Origin of the sequence: Cupriavidus taiwanensis (assembly GCF_900249755.1) — a bacterium.
GTDB lineage: Bacteria > Pseudomonadota > Gammaproteobacteria > Burkholderiales > Burkholderiaceae > Cupriavidus > Cupriavidus taiwanensis_D.
In genome coordinates this window covers 3,247,370-3,263,953 of record NZ_LT976853.1, presented here as the reverse complement: position 1 = coordinate 3,263,953, position 16,584 = coordinate 3,247,370, and the positions used below count along the sequence as shown (strand labels likewise).

General features: G+C 67.5%; 19 protein-coding genes. 7 read left to right on the top strand and 12 right to left on the bottom strand.

Annotated elements, in window-relative coordinates; all coding sequences use genetic code 11:
• The first annotated feature begins 97 nt into the window (after window positions 1-97).
• Window positions 98-376, top strand: coding sequence for an acylphosphatase (locus tag CBM2594_RS14950; RefSeq protein ID WP_116357511.1), 279 nt, complete (start codon window positions 98-100; stop codon window positions 374-376).
• Between the two features lie 4 nt (window positions 377-380).
• On the opposite strand, the gene CBM2594_RS14945 is transcribed toward CBM2594_RS14950, so the two are convergent.
• The 8 genes from CBM2594_RS14945 to rpe all read right to left on the bottom strand — a co-directional run bounded on the left by CBM2594_RS14945 (window position 381) and on the right by rpe (window position 7,915).
• A complete protein-coding gene (locus tag CBM2594_RS14945) occupies window positions 381-1,157 on the bottom strand; it encodes a uracil-DNA glycosylase (protein ID WP_116357510.1) in 777 nt (258 codons plus the stop codon).
• 31 nt (window positions 1,158-1,188) lie between these two features.
• Window positions 1,189-1,818, bottom strand: a complete 630-nt coding sequence (locus CBM2594_RS14940) for a CYTH domain-containing protein (protein WP_116357509.1) — start codon at window positions 1,816-1,818, stop codon at window positions 1,189-1,191.
• 220 nt (window positions 1,819-2,038) lie between these two features.
• Window positions 2,039-2,842, bottom strand: a complete 804-nt coding sequence (trpC, locus tag CBM2594_RS14935; RefSeq protein WP_116357508.1) for an indole-3-glycerol phosphate synthase TrpC — start codon at window positions 2,840-2,842, stop codon at window positions 2,039-2,041.
• 11 nt (window positions 2,843-2,853) lie between these two features.
• Window positions 2,854-3,879, bottom strand: a complete 1,026-nt coding sequence (trpD, locus tag CBM2594_RS14930; protein ID WP_116357799.1) for an anthranilate phosphoribosyltransferase — start codon at window positions 3,877-3,879, stop codon at window positions 2,854-2,856.
• A gap of 62 nt (window positions 3,880-3,941) precedes the next feature.
• Window positions 3,942-4,511 carry an aminodeoxychorismate/anthranilate synthase component II gene (locus CBM2594_RS14925; protein ID WP_116357507.1) on the bottom strand — a complete coding sequence of 190 codons (570 nt, stop codon included), beginning with the start codon at window positions 4,509-4,511 and terminating at the stop codon, window positions 3,942-3,944.
• A 20-nt stretch (window positions 4,512-4,531) separates the two neighbouring features.
• Complete coding sequence (trpE, locus tag CBM2594_RS14920) at window positions 4,532-6,049, bottom strand: anthranilate synthase component I (protein WP_116357506.1); 1,518 nt, start codon at window positions 6,047-6,049, stop codon at window positions 4,532-4,534.
• Between the two features lie 424 nt (window positions 6,050-6,473).
• Complete coding sequence (gene gph, locus CBM2594_RS14915) at window positions 6,474-7,217, bottom strand: phosphoglycolate phosphatase (RefSeq protein WP_116357505.1); 744 nt, start codon at window positions 7,215-7,217, stop codon at window positions 6,474-6,476.
• Window positions 7,214-7,915 (bottom strand): ribulose-phosphate 3-epimerase, encoded by a 702-nt coding sequence (gene rpe / locus CBM2594_RS14910; RefSeq protein ID WP_116357504.1) that lies wholly within the window; start codon window positions 7,913-7,915, stop codon window positions 7,214-7,216. The genes gph and rpe overlap by 4 nt, the downstream gene beginning before the upstream one ends.
• A gap of 265 nt (window positions 7,916-8,180) precedes the next feature.
• Here rpe and apaG point away from each other — a divergent pair, with 265 nt between their 5' ends.
• Window positions 8,181-8,555, top strand: coding sequence for a Co2+/Mg2+ efflux protein ApaG (apaG, locus tag CBM2594_RS14905; RefSeq protein WP_012353991.1), 375 nt, complete (start codon window positions 8,181-8,183; stop codon window positions 8,553-8,555).
• A 13-nt stretch (window positions 8,556-8,568) separates the two neighbouring features.
• On the opposite strand, the gene CBM2594_RS14900 is transcribed toward apaG, so the two are convergent.
• On the bottom strand, window positions 8,569-8,784 hold the full coding sequence (locus CBM2594_RS14900; protein ID WP_116357503.1) for a hypothetical protein: 216 nt from the start codon (window positions 8,782-8,784) through the stop codon (window positions 8,569-8,571).
• 125 nt (window positions 8,785-8,909) lie between these two features.
• Here CBM2594_RS14900 and mltA point away from each other — a divergent pair, with 125 nt between their 5' ends.
• Window positions 8,910-10,055: a murein transglycosylase A gene (gene mltA / locus CBM2594_RS14895; protein WP_116357798.1), complete on the top strand. Its 1,146-nt coding sequence runs from the start codon at window positions 8,910-8,912 to the stop codon at window positions 10,053-10,055.
• Between the two features lie 73 nt (window positions 10,056-10,128).
• Here the strand turns inward: mltA and paaK are convergent, their stop codons facing one another.
• The 3 genes from paaK to paaG are packed head-to-tail and all read right to left on the bottom strand — an operon-like array spanning window position 10,129 to window position 12,799.
• A complete protein-coding gene (gene paaK / locus CBM2594_RS14890) occupies window positions 10,129-11,433 on the bottom strand; it encodes a phenylacetate--CoA ligase PaaK (protein WP_116357502.1) in 1,305 nt (434 codons plus the stop codon).
• Between the two features lie 49 nt (window positions 11,434-11,482).
• Window positions 11,483-11,935 carry a hydroxyphenylacetyl-CoA thioesterase PaaI gene (paaI, locus tag CBM2594_RS14885; RefSeq protein ID WP_116357501.1) on the bottom strand — a complete coding sequence of 151 codons (453 nt, stop codon included), beginning with the start codon at window positions 11,933-11,935 and terminating at the stop codon, window positions 11,483-11,485.
• A gap of 39 nt (window positions 11,936-11,974) precedes the next feature.
• Window positions 11,975-12,799 carry a 2-(1,2-epoxy-1,2-dihydrophenyl)acetyl-CoA isomerase PaaG gene (paaG, locus tag CBM2594_RS14880; protein WP_116357500.1) on the bottom strand — a complete coding sequence of 275 codons (825 nt, stop codon included), beginning with the start codon at window positions 12,797-12,799 and terminating at the stop codon, window positions 11,975-11,977.
• Window positions 12,800-13,065: 266 nt separating this feature from the next.
• Here paaG and CBM2594_RS14875 point away from each other — a divergent pair, with 266 nt between their 5' ends.
• The 4 genes from CBM2594_RS14875 (at window position 13,066) to CBM2594_RS14860 (ending at window position 16,268) form a co-directional block, all read left to right on the top strand.
• Window positions 13,066-13,857, top strand: a complete 792-nt coding sequence (locus tag CBM2594_RS14875; RefSeq protein WP_116357499.1) for an amino acid ABC transporter substrate-binding protein — start codon at window positions 13,066-13,068, stop codon at window positions 13,855-13,857.
• Window positions 13,858-13,960: 103 nt separating this feature from the next.
• Window positions 13,961-14,614: an amino acid ABC transporter permease gene (locus tag CBM2594_RS14870; protein ID WP_012353984.1), complete on the top strand. Its 654-nt coding sequence runs from the start codon at window positions 13,961-13,963 to the stop codon at window positions 14,612-14,614.
• A 37-nt stretch (window positions 14,615-14,651) separates the two neighbouring features.
• Window positions 14,652-15,404 (top strand): amino acid ABC transporter ATP-binding protein, encoded by a 753-nt coding sequence (locus CBM2594_RS14865; protein ID WP_116357498.1) that lies wholly within the window; start codon window positions 14,652-14,654, stop codon window positions 15,402-15,404.
• An 87-nt stretch (window positions 15,405-15,491) separates the two neighbouring features.
• Window positions 15,492-16,268: an enoyl-CoA hydratase gene (locus tag CBM2594_RS14860; RefSeq protein ID WP_116357497.1), complete on the top strand. Its 777-nt coding sequence runs from the start codon at window positions 15,492-15,494 to the stop codon at window positions 16,266-16,268.
• Window positions 16,269-16,584 lie beyond the last annotated feature (316 nt).

The following is a 16,584-nucleotide window of genomic DNA, read 5'->3' as shown; positions in this document are numbered from 1 at the left end:
GCGCATCCATTGGTAACGCCCGGCATGGCGGTCTAGTTTACTTGGTGTGGATGACAGATTGCGCACGCCCCGGCGCGCGCTCAAAGCGGGAGCAGCGATGAGGAAGGAAACCTGGCGCCTGGTCGCGCATGGGCGGGTGCAGGGCGTGGGCTACCGCGCCGCCTGCGCCGACGCGGCGGACGAGCTTGGCCTTGGCGGCTGGGTGCGCAACCGGGCCGACGGCACGGTCGAGGTCATGGCCCACGGCACGCTCAGGCAGCTGGAAGCGCTGCAGGCGTGGATGGAGCAGGGCCCGCCGGCGGCGCAGGTGACGCTGGTCGAGGTCGGGCGCGGGGAAGGGGAGTTTGCCGGCTTCGAATTCCGGCCGACCGTCTAGCCGCTCAGGCGGCGGTCCAGTCGACCGGCGTGCGGCCGTGCGCTTCCAGCCAGCGGTTGGCTTCGCGGAAGTGCCCGCAGCCCAGGAAGCCCCGGTGCGCCGACAACGGCGACGGGTGCGGCGCTTCCAGCACGCAGTGGCCGGCCCCCAGCAGCGGCTTCTTGGCCTGCGCATGACTGCCCCACAACATGAACACCAGGTGCGGGCGGCTGGCCGCCAGATGCTGGATCAGGCAATCGGTGACGGCTTCCCAGCCGCGGCGCGCATGGCTGGCGGCCTGGCCCTGCTCGACCGTCAGCACGGTGTTCAGCAGCAGCACGCCCTGGCGCGCCCACCCTTCCAGGTTGCCGGAGGTGCGCGGCGGGCAGTTGCCGTCGGCGCCGAATTCGGCGGCGATTTCCTTGAAGATGTTGCGCAGGCTGGGCGGCACCTTGACGCCCTCCGGCACCGAGAAGGCCAGCCCGTGCGCCTGCGGCAGCTCCACGCCGCCGACCGTGCCGGTGCCGTGGTAGGGGTCCTGGCCCAGGATCACCACCTTGACCGCATCGGGCGGCGTCAGGTGCAGCGCGTGGAAGACATGGTGCGGGAACACCGGCTTGCCGGCGGCGCGCTCGCCGTCGACAAAGGCGGCCAGCTCGCGCCATGCCGGCACGGCGATGCAGGGCTCGAGCAGGCCGCGCCAGGCGGCGGGCAGGGCGTCGGCCTGCGCTTGCAGGCTGGCGGCAGGGGACGGTTCGCCGGGGGCGCGGGGGGCTTCGGCGGCGAAGAGATCGGCTTGCATGCGTGAGGAAAGCTTGGCGGAAAAACCGCGATTATGACGCCTTGCCTTCGGCGATCCCGGCAAGGCGATAGCCGCGCGCGGCTTTGCTCAGGTCAGACGGCGCCAGCGCGGCCACGGCGGCAAGCCGTGTGGCAAAAGCGCGCAAGTCATCGGCGGCGTGCGCGGCATCGCCGTCGAGCCATTCCAGCTCCAGCTCCTGGATGCGCTCCTGCGCGGCACTGGCCGGCGCGGTGATGGTGCCGGTGTCGAGCGCGGCTTCGATGCGCGCGCCGTCCTGCGTGACGATCCAGGTGCGGCGGACGAAGTCGGTGCGGAATACCGGCGCCAGCCGGCCGATCAGTGGCGCGAGCACGGTTTGCGCTTCAGTGGGAAAGGTTTGCAGTTCGATGGCTTCGCCGGCAATCTCGGTTTCCCATTCATGCCGGGTGGCCAGTCCCGCCTGGCTGCTGCCGGCGGTCTTCAGCGTCTGCAGCCACTGCTCGCCCTTGCGGCGCAGCCGCAGCGCCGCGCGCGCCTGCGCCAGGTCGCGCTGCGGTGTGTCGAGGTAGACGTTGAGCAGCGTGGCCTCGCCTTGTGCTTGGCCGTTGGCGTCGAGCCAGGCGGCCAGCGGGGCGAGGGCGGTGTCGGGGACGGAGAGTTTGAGTTCGATTTCCTGGGGCATGGGGGGATTTCGGGAGTGGGCGAGGGCGTTATGTTCTCAATCACCACAGACCGGTCCCCTCTCCCGCTTGCGGGAGAGGGTTAGGGTGAGGGCCGGCCTTTGAAGACTGATGGGCCCTATCGCAAGGCACGCGCCTGCCCTCACCCCCGGCCCCTCTCCCGCAGGCGGGAGAGGGGAGCAAACATGCGGGTCGGTTTAACGCGTCAGCAGCTAGTCGCCGTCACCCAAACAACCGCGCCAGCTCCACCCCCGGCTCCTTCGCCCGCATGAACGCTTCGCCCACCAGGAACGCATGCACATCCCCCTCGCGCATGCGCTGCACGTCCGCGGGGCCGAGGATGCCGGACTCCGTCACCACCAGCTTGTCGGCCGGCATGCGCGGCAGCAGTTCGATGGTGTTATCCAGCGAGACCTCGAAGGTGCGCAGGTTGCGGTTGTTCACGCCCAGCAGCGGCGTCTTCAGCCGCAGCGCCACGTCGAGTTCGTCGCCGCCATGGACTTCCACCAGCACGTCCATGCCAAGCTCGTGCGCGCAGGCTTCCAGGTCGGACATCAGCCCCGGGTCCAGCGCGGCGACGATCAGCAGGATGCAATCGGCGCCCCAGGTTCGCGCTTCGTAGACCTGGTACAGGTCGACCATGAAGTCCTTGCGCAGCGCCGGCAGCGGGCAGGCGCCGCGGGCGCGCTTCAGGTAGTCGGCGTGGCCCTGGAAGAAATGCTCGTCGGTCAGCACCGACAGGCACGCGGCCCCGTGGCTGGCATAGCTTTCGGCGATGGCCTCGGGCACGAACTGTTCGCGCAGCACGCCCTTGGACGGCGACGCCTTCTTGATCTCGGCGATCACGCCGGCGTGGCCGGCGGCGATCTTGTCGCGCAGCGCGCGCTCGAAGCCGCGCGGGGCGAAGCCGGCCTCGCCGCGCAGGCTTTCGGCCTCGGCGCGCAGGCTGGGCAGGTCGCGCCGCTTGCGCGCGGCTGCGACTTCGTCGGCCTTGACGGCCAGGATTTTCTGCAGGATGTCGGACATATCGGCGTCTCTTACTGGAACTGCTGCGTGGCCCGCACGAAGGCGTCGAGCTTCTGCCGCGCCGCGCCGCTGGCGATGGCTTCGCGCGCGCGGCGGATGCCGTCCTCGACCGAGTCCGCCACGTTGGCGGCGTACAGCGCGGTGCCCGCGTTCAGCGACACGATCTCGCGCGGCGTGCCTGGCGCGTTGGACAGCGCTTCGAGCAGCATGTCCTTCGACTCGGCGGCATCGGCCACCTTCAGCCCGCGGTTGGAGATCATCGACAGGCCGAAGTCCTCCGGGTGGATCTCGTACTCGCGCACTTCGCCGTCCTTCAGCTCGCCCACCAGCGTGGCGGCGCCCAGCGAGACTTCGTCCATGCCGTCCTTGCCGTACACGACGATGGCGTGCTTGGCGCCCAGGCGCTGCATCACGCGCACCTGGATGCCGACCAGGTCGGGATGGAACACGCCCATCAGGATGTTGGGCGCGTCGGCGGGGTTGGTCAGCGGCCCCAGGATATTGAAGATGGTGCGCACGCCCATTTCCTTGCGGATCGGCGCGACGTTCTTCATCGCCGGGTGGTGCGTGGGCGCGAACATGAAGCCGATGCCGGTTTCCTCGATGCACTGGCCGACCTGCTCGGGCGTGAGCATGATGTTCACGCCCAGCGCCTCCAGCACGTCGGCGCTGCCGGACTTGGAGCTGACGCCGCGGTTGCCGTGCTTGGCGATCTTCGCGCCCGCGGCGGCGGCGACGAACATCGAAGCGGTGGAGATGTTGAAGGTGTGCGAGCCGTCGCCGCCGGTGCCGACGATATCGACGAAGTTCTCGCGGTCCTTCACCGGCACCTTGTTGGCGAACTCGCGCATCACCTGCGCGGCGGCCGAGATCTCGCCGATGGTTTCCTTCTTCACGCGCAGCCCGGTCAGGATCGCTGCGGCCATCACCGGCGAGATCTGCGCCTGCATGATCTGCCGCATCAGGTGCAGCATTTCGTCATGGAAGATTTCGCGGTGCTCGATGCAGCGCGTCAGGGCTTCTTGCGGCGTGATCATGGCGTTCTCGTTGACAGTCTGGATGGCGGGATGGGGGCTGGCGGGCGTGGCATCGAGCAGTCTCATCGCGGCGCCTTGACGAAGTTGGCCAGCAGCGCGTGGCCATGCTCGGACAGGATCGACTCGGGATGGAACTGCACGCCTTCGACGGCGAGCGTCTTGTGGCGCACGCCCATGATTTCGCCGTCCGGGGTCCAGGCGGTGATCTCCAGGCAATCGGGCAGGGTCTCGCGCTCGATCGCCAGCGAATGATAGCGCGTCACGTCAAAGTGTTTGGGCAGCCCGCTGAACACACCTTGCTGCGTGGTCTCGATGGTGCTGACCTTGCCGTGCATCACCTGCCTGGCGCGGATCACCTTGCCGCCGAAGGCTTCGCCGATGGCCTGGTGGCCCAGGCACACGCCCAGCATGGGGATCTTGCCGGCGAAGTGCTGCAGCGCGGCCACCGAGATGCCGGCTTCCTTCGGGCTGCACGGGCCGGGCGAGACGCAGATATGGTCGGGCTTGAGCGCCTCGATTTCCTCGATCGTGATCTCGTCGTTGCGATAGGTGCGCACGTCCTCGCCCAGTTCGCCGAAGTACTGGACCAGGTTGTAGGTGAACGAGTCGTAGTTGTCGATCATCAGCAGCATGGCGTCTGTCTCCTGTTCTTTCAGATGTCGGAGTCCAGGCCATCCTGGACCTGCTCGGCGGCGCGGATCACGGCGCGCGCCTTGGCTTCGGTTTCCCTCCATTCGGCTTCGGGGTCCGAATCGGCGACGATGCCGGCGGCGGCCTGCACATACAGGTTGCCGTCCTTGACGATGCCGGTGCGGATCGCAATCGCCAGGTCCATCTCGCCGCCGAACGACAGGTAGCCCACCGCGCCGCCATAGATGCCGCGCTTGCGCGGCTCCAGCTCGTCGATGATCTCCATCGCATGGACCTTGGGCGCGCCCGACAGCGTGCCGGCCGGGAAGGTCGCGCGCAGCACGTCGAGGTTGCTCATGCCTTCGCGCAGCGTGCCCTCGACCGAGCTGACGATATGCTGCACATGCGAGTATTTCTCGATCACCATCTTGTCGGTGACCTTGACCGAGCCGGTCTCGGCGATGCGGCCGATGTCATTGCGCGCCAGGTCGATCAGCATCACGTGCTCGGCGATTTCCTTGGGATCGTTGAGCAGCTCGGTGGCGAGCTGCGCGTCCTTTTCCGGGGTATTGCCGCGCGGGCGCGTGCCGGCCAGCGGGCGGATGGTGACGATGTGTTCGCTACGGGTGTCACCATTGGTGCCGACCTTGCGCTCTTCCTGCCGCACCAGGATTTCCGGCGACGCGCCCACCACCTGGAAGTCGCCGAAGTTATAGAAATACATGTACGGCGACGGATTCAGCGAGCGCAGCGCGCGGTACAGCGACAGCGGCGCGTCGCGGTAGGGCTTGACCAGGCGCTGGCCGATCTGCACCTGCATCATGTCGCCGGCCATGATGTATTCCTTGGCCTTGTGCACCGCGGCCAGGTAGTCGGCCTTGGCGAACTCGCGATAGACCTCGGTCTGCACCGACGGGCTGGTCACCGGCACGTCGACGGGCTGGCGCAGCTTCATGCGCAGCTCGCGCAGGCGCTGGCGGGCGCGGGAGTAGGCCTCGGGCGTGGTCGGGTCGGCGTAGACGATCAGGTAGAGCTTGCCCGACAGGTTGTCGATCACCGCCAGCTCTTCGCACAGCAGCAGCTGGATGTCGGGCAGGTTGAGGTCGTCGGGCTTCTGCGTATTGGCGAGCTTTTTCTCGATATAGCGCACCGCGTCGTAGCCGAAGTAGCCGGCCAGGCCGCCGCAGAAGCGGGGCAGGCCCGGGCGCAGCGCCACCTTGAAGCGCTGTTCGAACGCGGCGATGAAGTCGAGCGGGTTGCCTTCGTGGGTCTCCACCACCTTGCCGTCGGTGACCACCTCGGTGCGGTTGCCGTAGGCGCGCAGCAGCGTGCGGGCATGCAGGCCGATGAACGAGAAGCGCCCGAAGCGCTCGCCGCCCACCACCGATTCGAGCAGGAAGGTGTTGACGCCGCGGGTCTGCGACTGGGCCAGCTTCAGGTACAGCGACAGCGGCGTTTCCAGGTCGGCAAAGGCCTCGGCGATCAGCGGGATGCGGTTGTAGCCCTGGTCGGCCAGCGATTTGAATTCCAGTTCGGTCATGTCGGTCCTCTTGTGCGGCCCGCGCTGCGCGGTGGAAGGGCGCGGCGCCGCTTATCGGCAATCAGGCTGGAGCGAATGGATACCCGCCCCGTTGGCGGGCCGTGGTGCTAGCGGCTTGCGGACAAGACTGCACACGGCCGGGGAAGGGCGTGCGGCGCGTTCTTGAGCTAAACGTAGCACACGAATATGGCGGCTACGCTGGCTTGCGGCGGGTTTTGGTGGGAATGCCCGGCACGGATAGGTACCTTGGCCGGTGTGGCGAGGCCCTCAGGTAGAGGGCTCGTCAGCAGACTCGCGAACGCACTTTACGCCTGTTGGGAGGCGCGCCAGCGACGCCAGGGCCAGGCCTGCCGATCACTGCCAGAAAAGATGCGTTTGCGGTTGAGGAACATTGAAGGTTCAGGATTTGGTCGGGATCGACGGACTATCGATGACCGGCCCAGTGTGCGGCAAAAAGCGCTGCGGCATGGGCAATGGAGTCGACTATACCATCGGCGTCGACGGCTTGTACAGGGTTGCCATGGTTGTAGCCATAGGGCACCAGCAGCACCCCCATGCCGGCCGCACGGGCCGCCTGCGCGTCGTTTTCGGAGTCGCCCAGCGCCGCCATTGCCGACGGCTCCAGCCCGAAGGCATCGGCCACCTTCAGCAGCGGGTACGGGTCGGGCTTGCGCAGCGCGAAGGCATCGCCGCCATAGACCAGCTCGAAATACTGGGCCAGGCCGGTCTTGGCCAGCAGCGGCTCGGTGAAGCTGTATGGCTTGTTGGTTACGCAGGCCAGGCGCAGCCCGGCCGCCTTCATCGCCGCCAGGCCTTCGCGCACGCCCGGGTAGACCTGCGAGAACTGGCCGTTGATGCGGATGTACTCGCGGTCGTAGAGCGCGTAGGCATCGGCAAACAGGCCATTGGCGTGCAGCGGCGAAAAGCGCGCATCCAGCACGCGCCGGATCAGGTTTTCCGAGCCCTTGCCGACGTAGCTGACGATCTCCTGCTCGGACATCGGCGCCACCGGACCCAGGTTGGGATGCTGGCGGCCCAGCGCCAGCAGCATGGCGTTGATCGATGCGTGGAAGTCGCCCGCGGTGTCGACCATGGTGCCGTCCAGGTCGACGATCACGCCTTCGATGCCGCGCCAGTCGGCGCGGCGCAGCACCACGCCCTCGCTCATTGCCCGGCCTTGGCCAGTTCGCCGCGCAGCGCCGAGATAATGCCGCGGTAGCCGCCGTCGGCATCGGGCTTGCCGAACACGGCCGAACCCGCCACGAAGGTGTCGGCGCCGGCCTTCGCGATCTCGGCGATGTTGTCGACCTTCACGCCGCCGTCGACTTCCAGCAGGATGGTGCGGCCGGTGCGGGCGGTGTATGCATCGATGCGCTGGCGCACGGCGCGCAGCTTGTTCAGCGTCTCGGGGATGAACGACTGGCCGCCGAAGCCCGGGTTGACCGACATCAGCAGGATCACGTCGAGGCGGTCCATCACGTGGTCCAGGTGGTGCAGCGGCGTGGCCGGGTTGAACACCAGGCCGGCCTGGCAGCCGTGGTCGCGGATCAGCGCGAGCGAGCGGTCGACGTGCTCGCTGGCTTCCGGGTGGAAGGTGATGATATTGGCGCCGGCCTTGGCAAAGTCCGGGATGATCCGGTCCACCGGGCGCACCATCAGATGCACGTCGATGGGGGCGGTCACGTGGGGGCGGATCGCCTCGCACACCAGCGGGCCCACGGTCAGGTTGGGCACGTAATGGTTGTCCATCACGTCGAAGTGGATCCAGTCGGCGCCGGCCTCGGTCACGCGGCGCACTTCCTCGCCCAGGCGGGCAAAGTCGGCGGACAGGATGGACGGGGCGATGCGGAAGGTGGGCTGGCTCATGGTGGCGGGCGGTAAAGGCAGGGAATGCTGTTATCGCCGCTGGCGGGCCGCGGGCACCGCCGCACGGCCGCAGGGCAAACGCGGCAAGACGTGGCGGCGGGGGCCGTGGCGGGCGGCACGGCGTTGAAAGACCGATATTCTACGCCCGCCCCGGGCGATCGCGTCCGGCTGGCCCTGGCCTGTGCTCTTGCCCGTCCCGCGCCCATCCCGCACAATGCGGCTACCCCTTTCCCTGCCGGCCGCTCCCGCCGCCGGCCCTGCCCAAATGAGCGAGTACGCTTTCTCCGTCTCGGTACGCACCCAGTACCTGCCGGACCAGTCCGACCCAGAGCGCGGGCGCCACGCCTTCGCCTATACCATCACCATCCACAATACCGGCGAGGTCGCGGCACAGCTGATCTCGCGCCACTGGATCATCACGGACAGCGACAACGGCACCCAGGAAGTCGCCGGCCTGGGGGTGGTCGGCCACCAGCCGCTGCTCAAGCCGGGCGAGCATTTCGAGTACACCAGCTGGGCCACCATCTCGACCCCGGTGGGCTCGATGAAGGGCGAATACTTCTGCGTGGCCGAGGACGGCCACCGCTTCGAGGTGCCGATTCCGGAATTCGCGCTGGTGCTGCCGCGCATGCTGCACTGAGCGCGCGGGGAACCTACGGGCGCGGTGCGCTGTCCTGATCCTGCGGCGGCGCTTGCGTGTCGCCCGGCGCCGGCTGGCGCGACGGGTGCTCCGACGGCGCGCGGGTGGGACGCGGGTGCTTTTTCGCCGTGCCCATGGTCCAGACCACGATAAAGATCAGCAGGAACAGCGCCACGCCGGCTTCCAGGGCGAACAGCAGCATGGGATGGGCTTCGAAGAACTTGCTCATGGCAGATGCAGCGCGGCCCGCGGGGGCGCAGGCGGTGGTTGAGGGATGACGGTGGCATTGTAGGGGCATTCCAGCGGAATGCGGCCCTGCAGGCTGCGCCTTCCAGGACTTTGAACAATAGCAAGATGGCATACGCGGACGCTTTCCCGATTCCACAGGTTTCCCAGGTTTCTTCCTCGCGGCCGCGCCGCATGCGCGGCTGGCTTGCGCTGGCCGGCGCCGCGGTGCTGCTGGCCGGCTGCATGAGCGGCCCGCCGCCGCGCATCGAGACCGCCCCGTCCGGCACCGCGCCGCCGACGGCGTCGTCGCAGAAGGGCCGGCTGCAGGCGGCCAGCTGGGCCGAGATCGGCGGCTGGGCCCAGGACGACGTGCGCGCCGCGTGGCCGGCGCTGCAGCAAAGCTGCCAGGCGCTGAAGAAGCGCGCCGAATGGAGCCGCGCCTGCGCCGCCGGCATGATGGTCAACGCCGGCGACATCAACGCCATGCGCGCGTACTTCGAGAGCAACTTCCAGCCGTACCGCGTGGTCAACGGCGACGGCAGCGACAGCGGCCTGATCACCGGCTACTACGAGCCGATCCTGCACGGCTCGCGCACGCGCCAGGGCCGCTTCCAGGTGCCGCTGTACCGCAAGCCGGCGCAGTTCGGCAACCGCGCACTGCCGGCGCGCGCCGAGTTGCTGCAGAACCCGGCCATGCGCGGCAACGAGCTGGTCTGGGTCGACGACGCGGTCGAGGCCGCCTTCCTGCAGATCCAGGGCTCGGGCCGCATCCGCATGGCGGATGGCAGCATGATGCGGGTGGGCTTCGGCGGCACCAACGACCAGCCGTTCCGCTCGTTCGGCAAATGGCTGCTGGACCGCGGCGAGATCACCCCGGCGCAGGCCACCATGCAGGGCATCAAGGCGTGGGCGCGCGCCAATCCCGGCCGCGTCGAGGAGATGCTCAACATCAATCCGCGCTTTGTCTTCTTCCGCGAGCTGCCGCCCGGCAACGACGGCCCGGTGGGCGCGCTGGGCGTGCCGCTGACCGCGGAGCGCTCGATCGCGGTCGACCCCGCCACGATCCCGCTTGGCGTGCCGGTGTTCCTGTCGACCACGCGCCCGCTGTCGACCGAGCCGATCCAGCGCCTGATGTTCGCGCAGGACACCGGCAGCGCCATCAAGGGCGGCGTGCGTGCGGACTTCTTCTGGGGCGCCGGCGATGCCGCCGGCGAGACCGCCGGACGGATGAAGCAGGGCGGCAGGATGTGGGTGCTGATGCCGCGCAGCTGATTGCGACAGAACCAACACTACGAATGTTGTCTCCCCTCTCCCATTTATGGGAGAGGAGAAAAAGCCAGCGGATTCAGCGGCCGCGCTGGTCCACGATCCGCTTCGCCTTCCCCACCGACCGTTCGATCCCGCCCTCGGGCAGCACCTCGATGCCGGCGCTCACGCCGATATAAGACTTGATCTCGTGCGCCAGGCGCTCGCGCGCGCCCTGCGAGCGCGCCGTGTCGCTGCCATGCGCGCATTCGACCCGCACCGTCAGCGTATCCATGTGGCCGTCCTTGGCCAGCACGCACTGGTAGTGCGGCGCCAGCTCGGCATGGCGCAGGATCAGTTCCTCGATCTGCGACGGGAACACGTTGACGCCGCGCACGATCATCATGTCGTCGGTCCGGCCAGTGACCTTCTCCATGCGGCGAAATGCCGCGCGTGCCGTGCCCGGCAGCAGCCGGGTCAGGTCGCGCGTACGGTAGCGCACCACCGGCATCGCTTCCTTGGTCAGCGAGGTGAACACCAGTTCGCCGAACTCGCCGTCGGGCAGCACCGCGCCGGTGTCCGGATCGATGATCTCGGGGTAGAAATGGTCTTCCCAGATGGTCGGGCCGTCCTTGGTCTCGGCGCATTCGTTGGCCACGCCCGGCCCCATTACCTCCGACAGGCCATAGATGTCGACCGCCGAAATGCCCATGCGCTTCTCGATCGCCAGCCGCATCTCCGGCGTCCACGGCTCGGCGCCGAAGATCCCTACGCGCAGCGAAGTGCTGGCCGGGTCGATGCCCTGGCGCTCGAATTCATCGGCGATCGCCAGCATGTAGCTGGGGGTCACCATGATCACCTCGGGCCCGAAGTCCTGGATCAGCTGCACCTGCCGCTCGGTCTGGCCGCCGCCGAACGGGATCGCGGTCAGGCCGGCCTTCTCGACCCCGTAGTGCGCGCCCAGCCCGCCGGTGAAGAGTCCGTAGCCGTAGCTGATGTGCACCTTGTCGCCGCGCCGCGCGCCCGAGGCGCGGATCGAGCGCGCCATCACCGTGGCCCAGTTGTCGATGTCCTGCAGCGTGTAGCCGACCACGGTGGGCTTGCCGGTGGTGCCGGACGAGGCATGGATGCGCGCCACCCGGTCCTGCGGCACGGCGAACATGCCGAACGGGTAGTTGTCGCGCAGGTCCTGCTTGCTGGTGAACGGAAAGCGGGCCAGGTCGGCCAGCGATCGCAGCTGGTCCGGGTGCACGCCGGCCTGGTCGAACTTGCGCCGGTAGACCGGCGAATTGGCGTAGGCGTGGTGGAGCGACCATCTCAGGCGCTCCAGCTGCAACGCCTGCAACTCGGCGCGGCTGGCGGTCTCGATCGGGTCCAGGGGCAGATCGGTCAGGCGCGTGCTCATGGGGTCTCCTGCACGGGGGCGTTGGTCGTCAGTGTCTTGCAGGCCTTGCTCAGGCGCCTTCGGTGCCATCGGGCGGCGGCACCACGTGTCCCTTGATCTGCGCCGACTTGCCGCGGAACATCGCCACCACCTGGCCCGCGGCATTGGTCACGCGGATATCGTAGATGCCATGCCGGCCCGACAGGACCTGCTCGGTGGCTTCGGCGGTGAGCACGTCGTCGCCGTGCACGGGCCGCAGGAATTCGATGCTGCAGCCGGCCGCCACGGTGTTGATGTTATGGCTGTTGCAGGCAAAAGCAAAAGCGGAATCGGCCAGCGTAAACATCAGGCCGCCGTGGCAGATGCCGTGGCCGTTGAGGAATTCCCTGCGCACCGGCATGGTCAGCCGCGCATAGCCCGGCCGCACCGCCTCGACCGTGATGCCCAGCCAGCGGCTGCAGGTGTCGGCTTCATACATCGCGGCCGCGGCGGCTTCCGCAAGGGCCTGGGGGTCCTGTTTCAAGCTGGTCTCCTGTCTGGGGATGCGGGGCAGGCCCGCGGTCTACTTGCCGGTGAAGTGCGGGGCGCGCTTGCCGAGGAAGGCGTTGACCCCCTCCGCATAGTCGGCCGACTGGCCAAGCTCGCGCTGCAGGTCGCGTTCCAGGTCGAGCTGGGCGTCGAGCGTGGAGGTGGTGCTGGCATACATGGCGCGCTTGATCGCGGCCAGCGCGCGCGTCGGCTGCGCGGCCAGGTGGGTGGCCAGCGCCAGCGCCTGTTCCGGCAGCAGCGGATCGTCCATGGTCTGCCACACCAGGCCCCAGGCTTCGGCATCCTCGGCGCTCAGGCGCTCGCCGGTCATGGCCAGGCCCAGTGCGCGGGCCATGCCGATGCGCTGCGGCAGCAGCCAGGTGCCGCCCGAATCCGGCACGAGCCCGATCTTGACGAAGGCCTGGATAAAGCTGGCGGAGCGCGCTGCCAGCACCATGTCGCAGGCCAGCGCCAGGTTGGCGCCGGCACCGGCCGCGGTGCCGTTGACCGCCGCCACCACCGGCAGCGGCAGCGCCTGCAGCCGGCGGATCAGCGGGTTGAACCAGGTATCGATCAGCTCGCCCAGGTCGGTCATGTGGCCGGGGGTGAAATCCAGGTCGGCCAGGTCTTGCCCGGCGCAGAAGCCGCGGCCCGCACCCGTCAGCAGCAGGGCCCGGGCGCCGCCGGCCTCGACGTGGTCGAGCGCCTGCTGCAGCGCCTGGTGCATGGCGCGGGTGAAGCTGTTGAGCTTGTCGGGACGATTCAGCGTGATGACCGCGACCGGTCCCTGCCAGGCCAGCAGGATGGGGCCGCTCTCGATGCTGACCGGCTGGCCAGCGGGCGTGGACGTCGGGGGCATGGTTGTCTCCTGCCGGATGGAATCGATGACTCCAGGCTTGCGGTCGGTACGGGCTGATGCCTCTCTAAAATAAACCGACCAGTCGGTCGGCAAATGTTAGCATCAATTTTTGCCCGCGGGTAGGACGAGATCGGCGCAAATGGCGGTCGCAGCGCAATGCCGGCCGACGGCACCGCTCTATAATCGCGCTGCCAACAACAATCTGAAACCCCGCCGGCCTGCGCGAGCGAAGCCCGGCGCGCTCTCCCATTCGCATTGGAAATCCTATGAAGAAATTCGCTGCATTGCTCCTGATCTCCTCGGTCGCGCTGTTCGCCGCGTGCGGCAAGAAAGAGTCCGCCCCCGCACCGGCCGCCGGCACGGATACGGCCGCCAAGATCGTCGTGGGGCTGGACGACAATTTCCCGCCGATGGGTTTCCGCGATGCCAATAATGAGCTGGTCGGCTTCGATATCGATATGGCCAAGGAGGCCAGCCGCCGTCTCGGCATGACGGTCGAGTTCAAGCCGATCGACTGGAGCGCCAAGGAGGCGGAGCTGAACGGCAAGCGCGTGGATGTGCTGTGGAACGGGCTGACCATTACCGAAGAGCGCAAGAAGAACATCAGCTTTACCGCGCCCTACATGACCAACCACCAGATCGTGATCGTCGGCGCCCAGTCGCCGGTGAAGGCCAAGGCTGACCTGGCCGGCCGCATCGTCGGCGCGCAGGACGGCAGCAGCGCGGTGGATGCCATCAAGAAGGAAGCCCAGGTTGCCGCGAGCCTGAAGGAACTCAAGACCTTCGGCGATAACGTGACGGCGCTGATGGACCTGTCGGCCGGCCGCCTCGACGCGATCGTGGTGGATGAAGTGGTGGGCCGCTACCTGATCAGCAAGCGTGCCGGCGAATACCGGGTGCTGGACGAAAACTTCGGCACCGAGGAATACGGCGTCGGCGTGCGCAAGGATGACGCCGAGCTGCTCGGCAAGCTCGACCAGACCCTGGCGTCGATGAAGCAGGACGGCACCGCGGCGCGTATCGCCACGCAGTGGTTCGGCACCGATATCACCAAGTAATCCAGATCCGGCGTGACGCCCCTGTCTGTTTGGACCGGGGGCACGCCACCCCCGACCCTTTCGCCTGGCGTCGCGGGGCCTACCTCCTTCTGTAAGCGCGAGCATGGATTACGTCTTATCCCTTCTGCTGCCATTGGCGCAGGGTGCCAAAGTCACGCTGACGCTATTCGCCATCACGCTCGCCCTGTCGGTGCCGCTCGGGCTTGCGCTGGCACTGGCGCGCATTTCGTCATGGCCGCTGCTGAGCGGCCTGGTCAACGGCTATATCTGGCTGATGCGCGGCACGCCGCTGATGCTGCAGATGCTGTTTATCTATTTCGCGCTGCCGTTCGTGCCGGTCATCGGCGTGCGGCTGCCGGATTTTCCCGCGGCAGTGGTGGCCTTCGCGCTCAACTACGCCGCATACTTCGCGGAAATCTTTCGCGCCGGGATCAAGTCGGTCGACCGCGGCCAGTATGAGGCCAGCAAGGCGCTGGGCATGACGTACTTCCAGACCATGCGGCGGGTGGTGCTGCCGCAGATGGTCAGCCGCGTGCTGCCGCCGGTCAGCAACGAGACCATTACGCTGATCAAGGACACATCGCTGATCTACGTGCTGGCCCTCAACGACATCCTGCGCACCGCGCGCGGCATCGTGCAGCGCGATTTCACCACCACGCCTTTCCTCGTCGCCGCGCTGTTCTACCTGGTGATGACGCTGATTCTGACCTGGTTCTTCCAGAATCTCGAAAAACGCTATGCCAAACATGATGACTAGCCCGAACGGCGCCCCTTCCCACGATGCGCCCGGCGTCATGATCGCGGCACGGGACATCGTCAAGTCGTTCGGGCCGCTGCAGGTCTTGCGCGGCGTTTCGCTGACCCTGCGCAAGGGCGACGTCACCGCGGTGATCGGCCCGTCGGGATCGGGCAAGAGCACCTTGCTGCGTTGCCTGAACCATCTCGAGGTGATCGACCGCGGCAGCCTGCAGATCGAAGGCGAGACGCTGGCCGCGCCCGGCCCCGACGGCGCGGCGCGCTATGTCGCGGACGCGGACGTGCGCCGCATCTGCCGGAAGATGGGCATGGTGTTCCAGTCGTTCAACCTGTTCCCGCACATGACCGTGCTGCAGAACATCATCGAGGCGCCGGTGACCGTCAAGGGGCTGCGGCGCGATGCGGTTATTCCCAGGGCCGAGGAACTGCTGCGCAAGGTCGGCCTGCTGGCCAAGCGCGACAGCTACCCGGCGCGGCTGTCCGGCGGCCAGAAGCAGCGCGTGGCGATTGCGCGCGCGCTGGCGATGGAGCCCGACATCATGCTGTTCGACGAGCCCACTTCCGCGCTGGACCCGGAACTGACCGGCGAGGTGCTGCGCACCATGCGCCAGCTCGCGGAAGAGCATATGACCATGCTTGTCGTCACCCATGAAATGGGGTTTGCGCGGGAAGTGGCGAACCACGTCGTGTTCATGGACGAAGGCAGGATTCTCGAGGAAGGCCCGCCCGGCCAGGTATTCGGGGCACCCGCCCACGCGCGCACGCGCGAATTCCTGGCACACATGCTCTAGCCGGCGCCGCCACGCCGCAACCGATGGCAGAATAGCCCGCAGCCGGTGGCGACGATGCCATCCGCCTGACCATACATAGGAGAAGACATGCCGTACGAAAACATCCTGGTCGAGACCCGGGGCCGCGTTGGCCTGGTCACGCTGAACCGGCCCAAGGCCCTGAACGCGCTCAACGATGCGCTGATGGACGAACTGGGCGCCGCGTTGACGGCCTTTGACCAGGATGAGGGTATCGGTGCCATCGTCATCACCGGCAGCGAGCGCGCGTTCGCCGCCGGTGCCGATATCGGCATGATGGCCAAGTACTCCTTCATGGATGTCTACAAGGGCGACTACATCACCCGCAACTGGGAAACCATCCGCAAGATCCGCAAGCCGGTGATCGCCGGCGTGGCCGGCTATGCGCTGGGCGGCGGCTGCGAGCTGGCGATGATGTGCGACATCATCATCGCGGCGGATACGGCGAAATTCGGGCAGCCCGAGGTCAAGCTGGGCACCATGCCCGGCGCGGGCGGCACGCAGCGGCTGCCGCGTGCGGTGTCCAAGGCCAAGGCGATGGACCTGTGCCTGACTTCGCGCATGATGGACGTCGCCGAAGCCGAGCGCGCGGGCCTGGTGTCGCGCGTGGTGCCGGCCGACAAGCTGCTGGACGAAGTGCTGGCGGCGGCCGAGACCATTGCCGGGTTCTCGCTGCCGGTGGTCATGATGATCAAGGAATCGGTCAACGCCGCCTACGAGACCACGCTGGCAGAGGGCGTTCATTTCGAGCGCCGGCTGTTCCACGCCACCTTCGCCACCGAAGACCAGAAGGAAGGCATGGCCGCCTTCGTCGAGAAGCGCAGCCCGAATTTCCAGCATCGTTGAAGCGCTGGCATCAGGGAATACCCGAGGTGGGTTCAGGGGTATTGCGGCGCTCACGCCCCTCGGCCGCCGCGAATTTCCTTTCCCGTTCAAGGGCTTACACAAGGATCGGCGGAACGTTTAGCGGAGCGCCGTGACAAAGGTGTTGCAAGGGCGGCGAAACCGGCCTACTATTCGCCCCCTCGCAACACAACGCGGCCCTGCAAGGCAGGCGCGGCAAGGGTTGCGGGGTTGGCCGGAAGGTTGGTGCAGCAAGGGATCGCGGCGCTGACGGCAGCAAAAAAGATTGCTGCAAACGGTTGACGAAACGAAGAAAGCT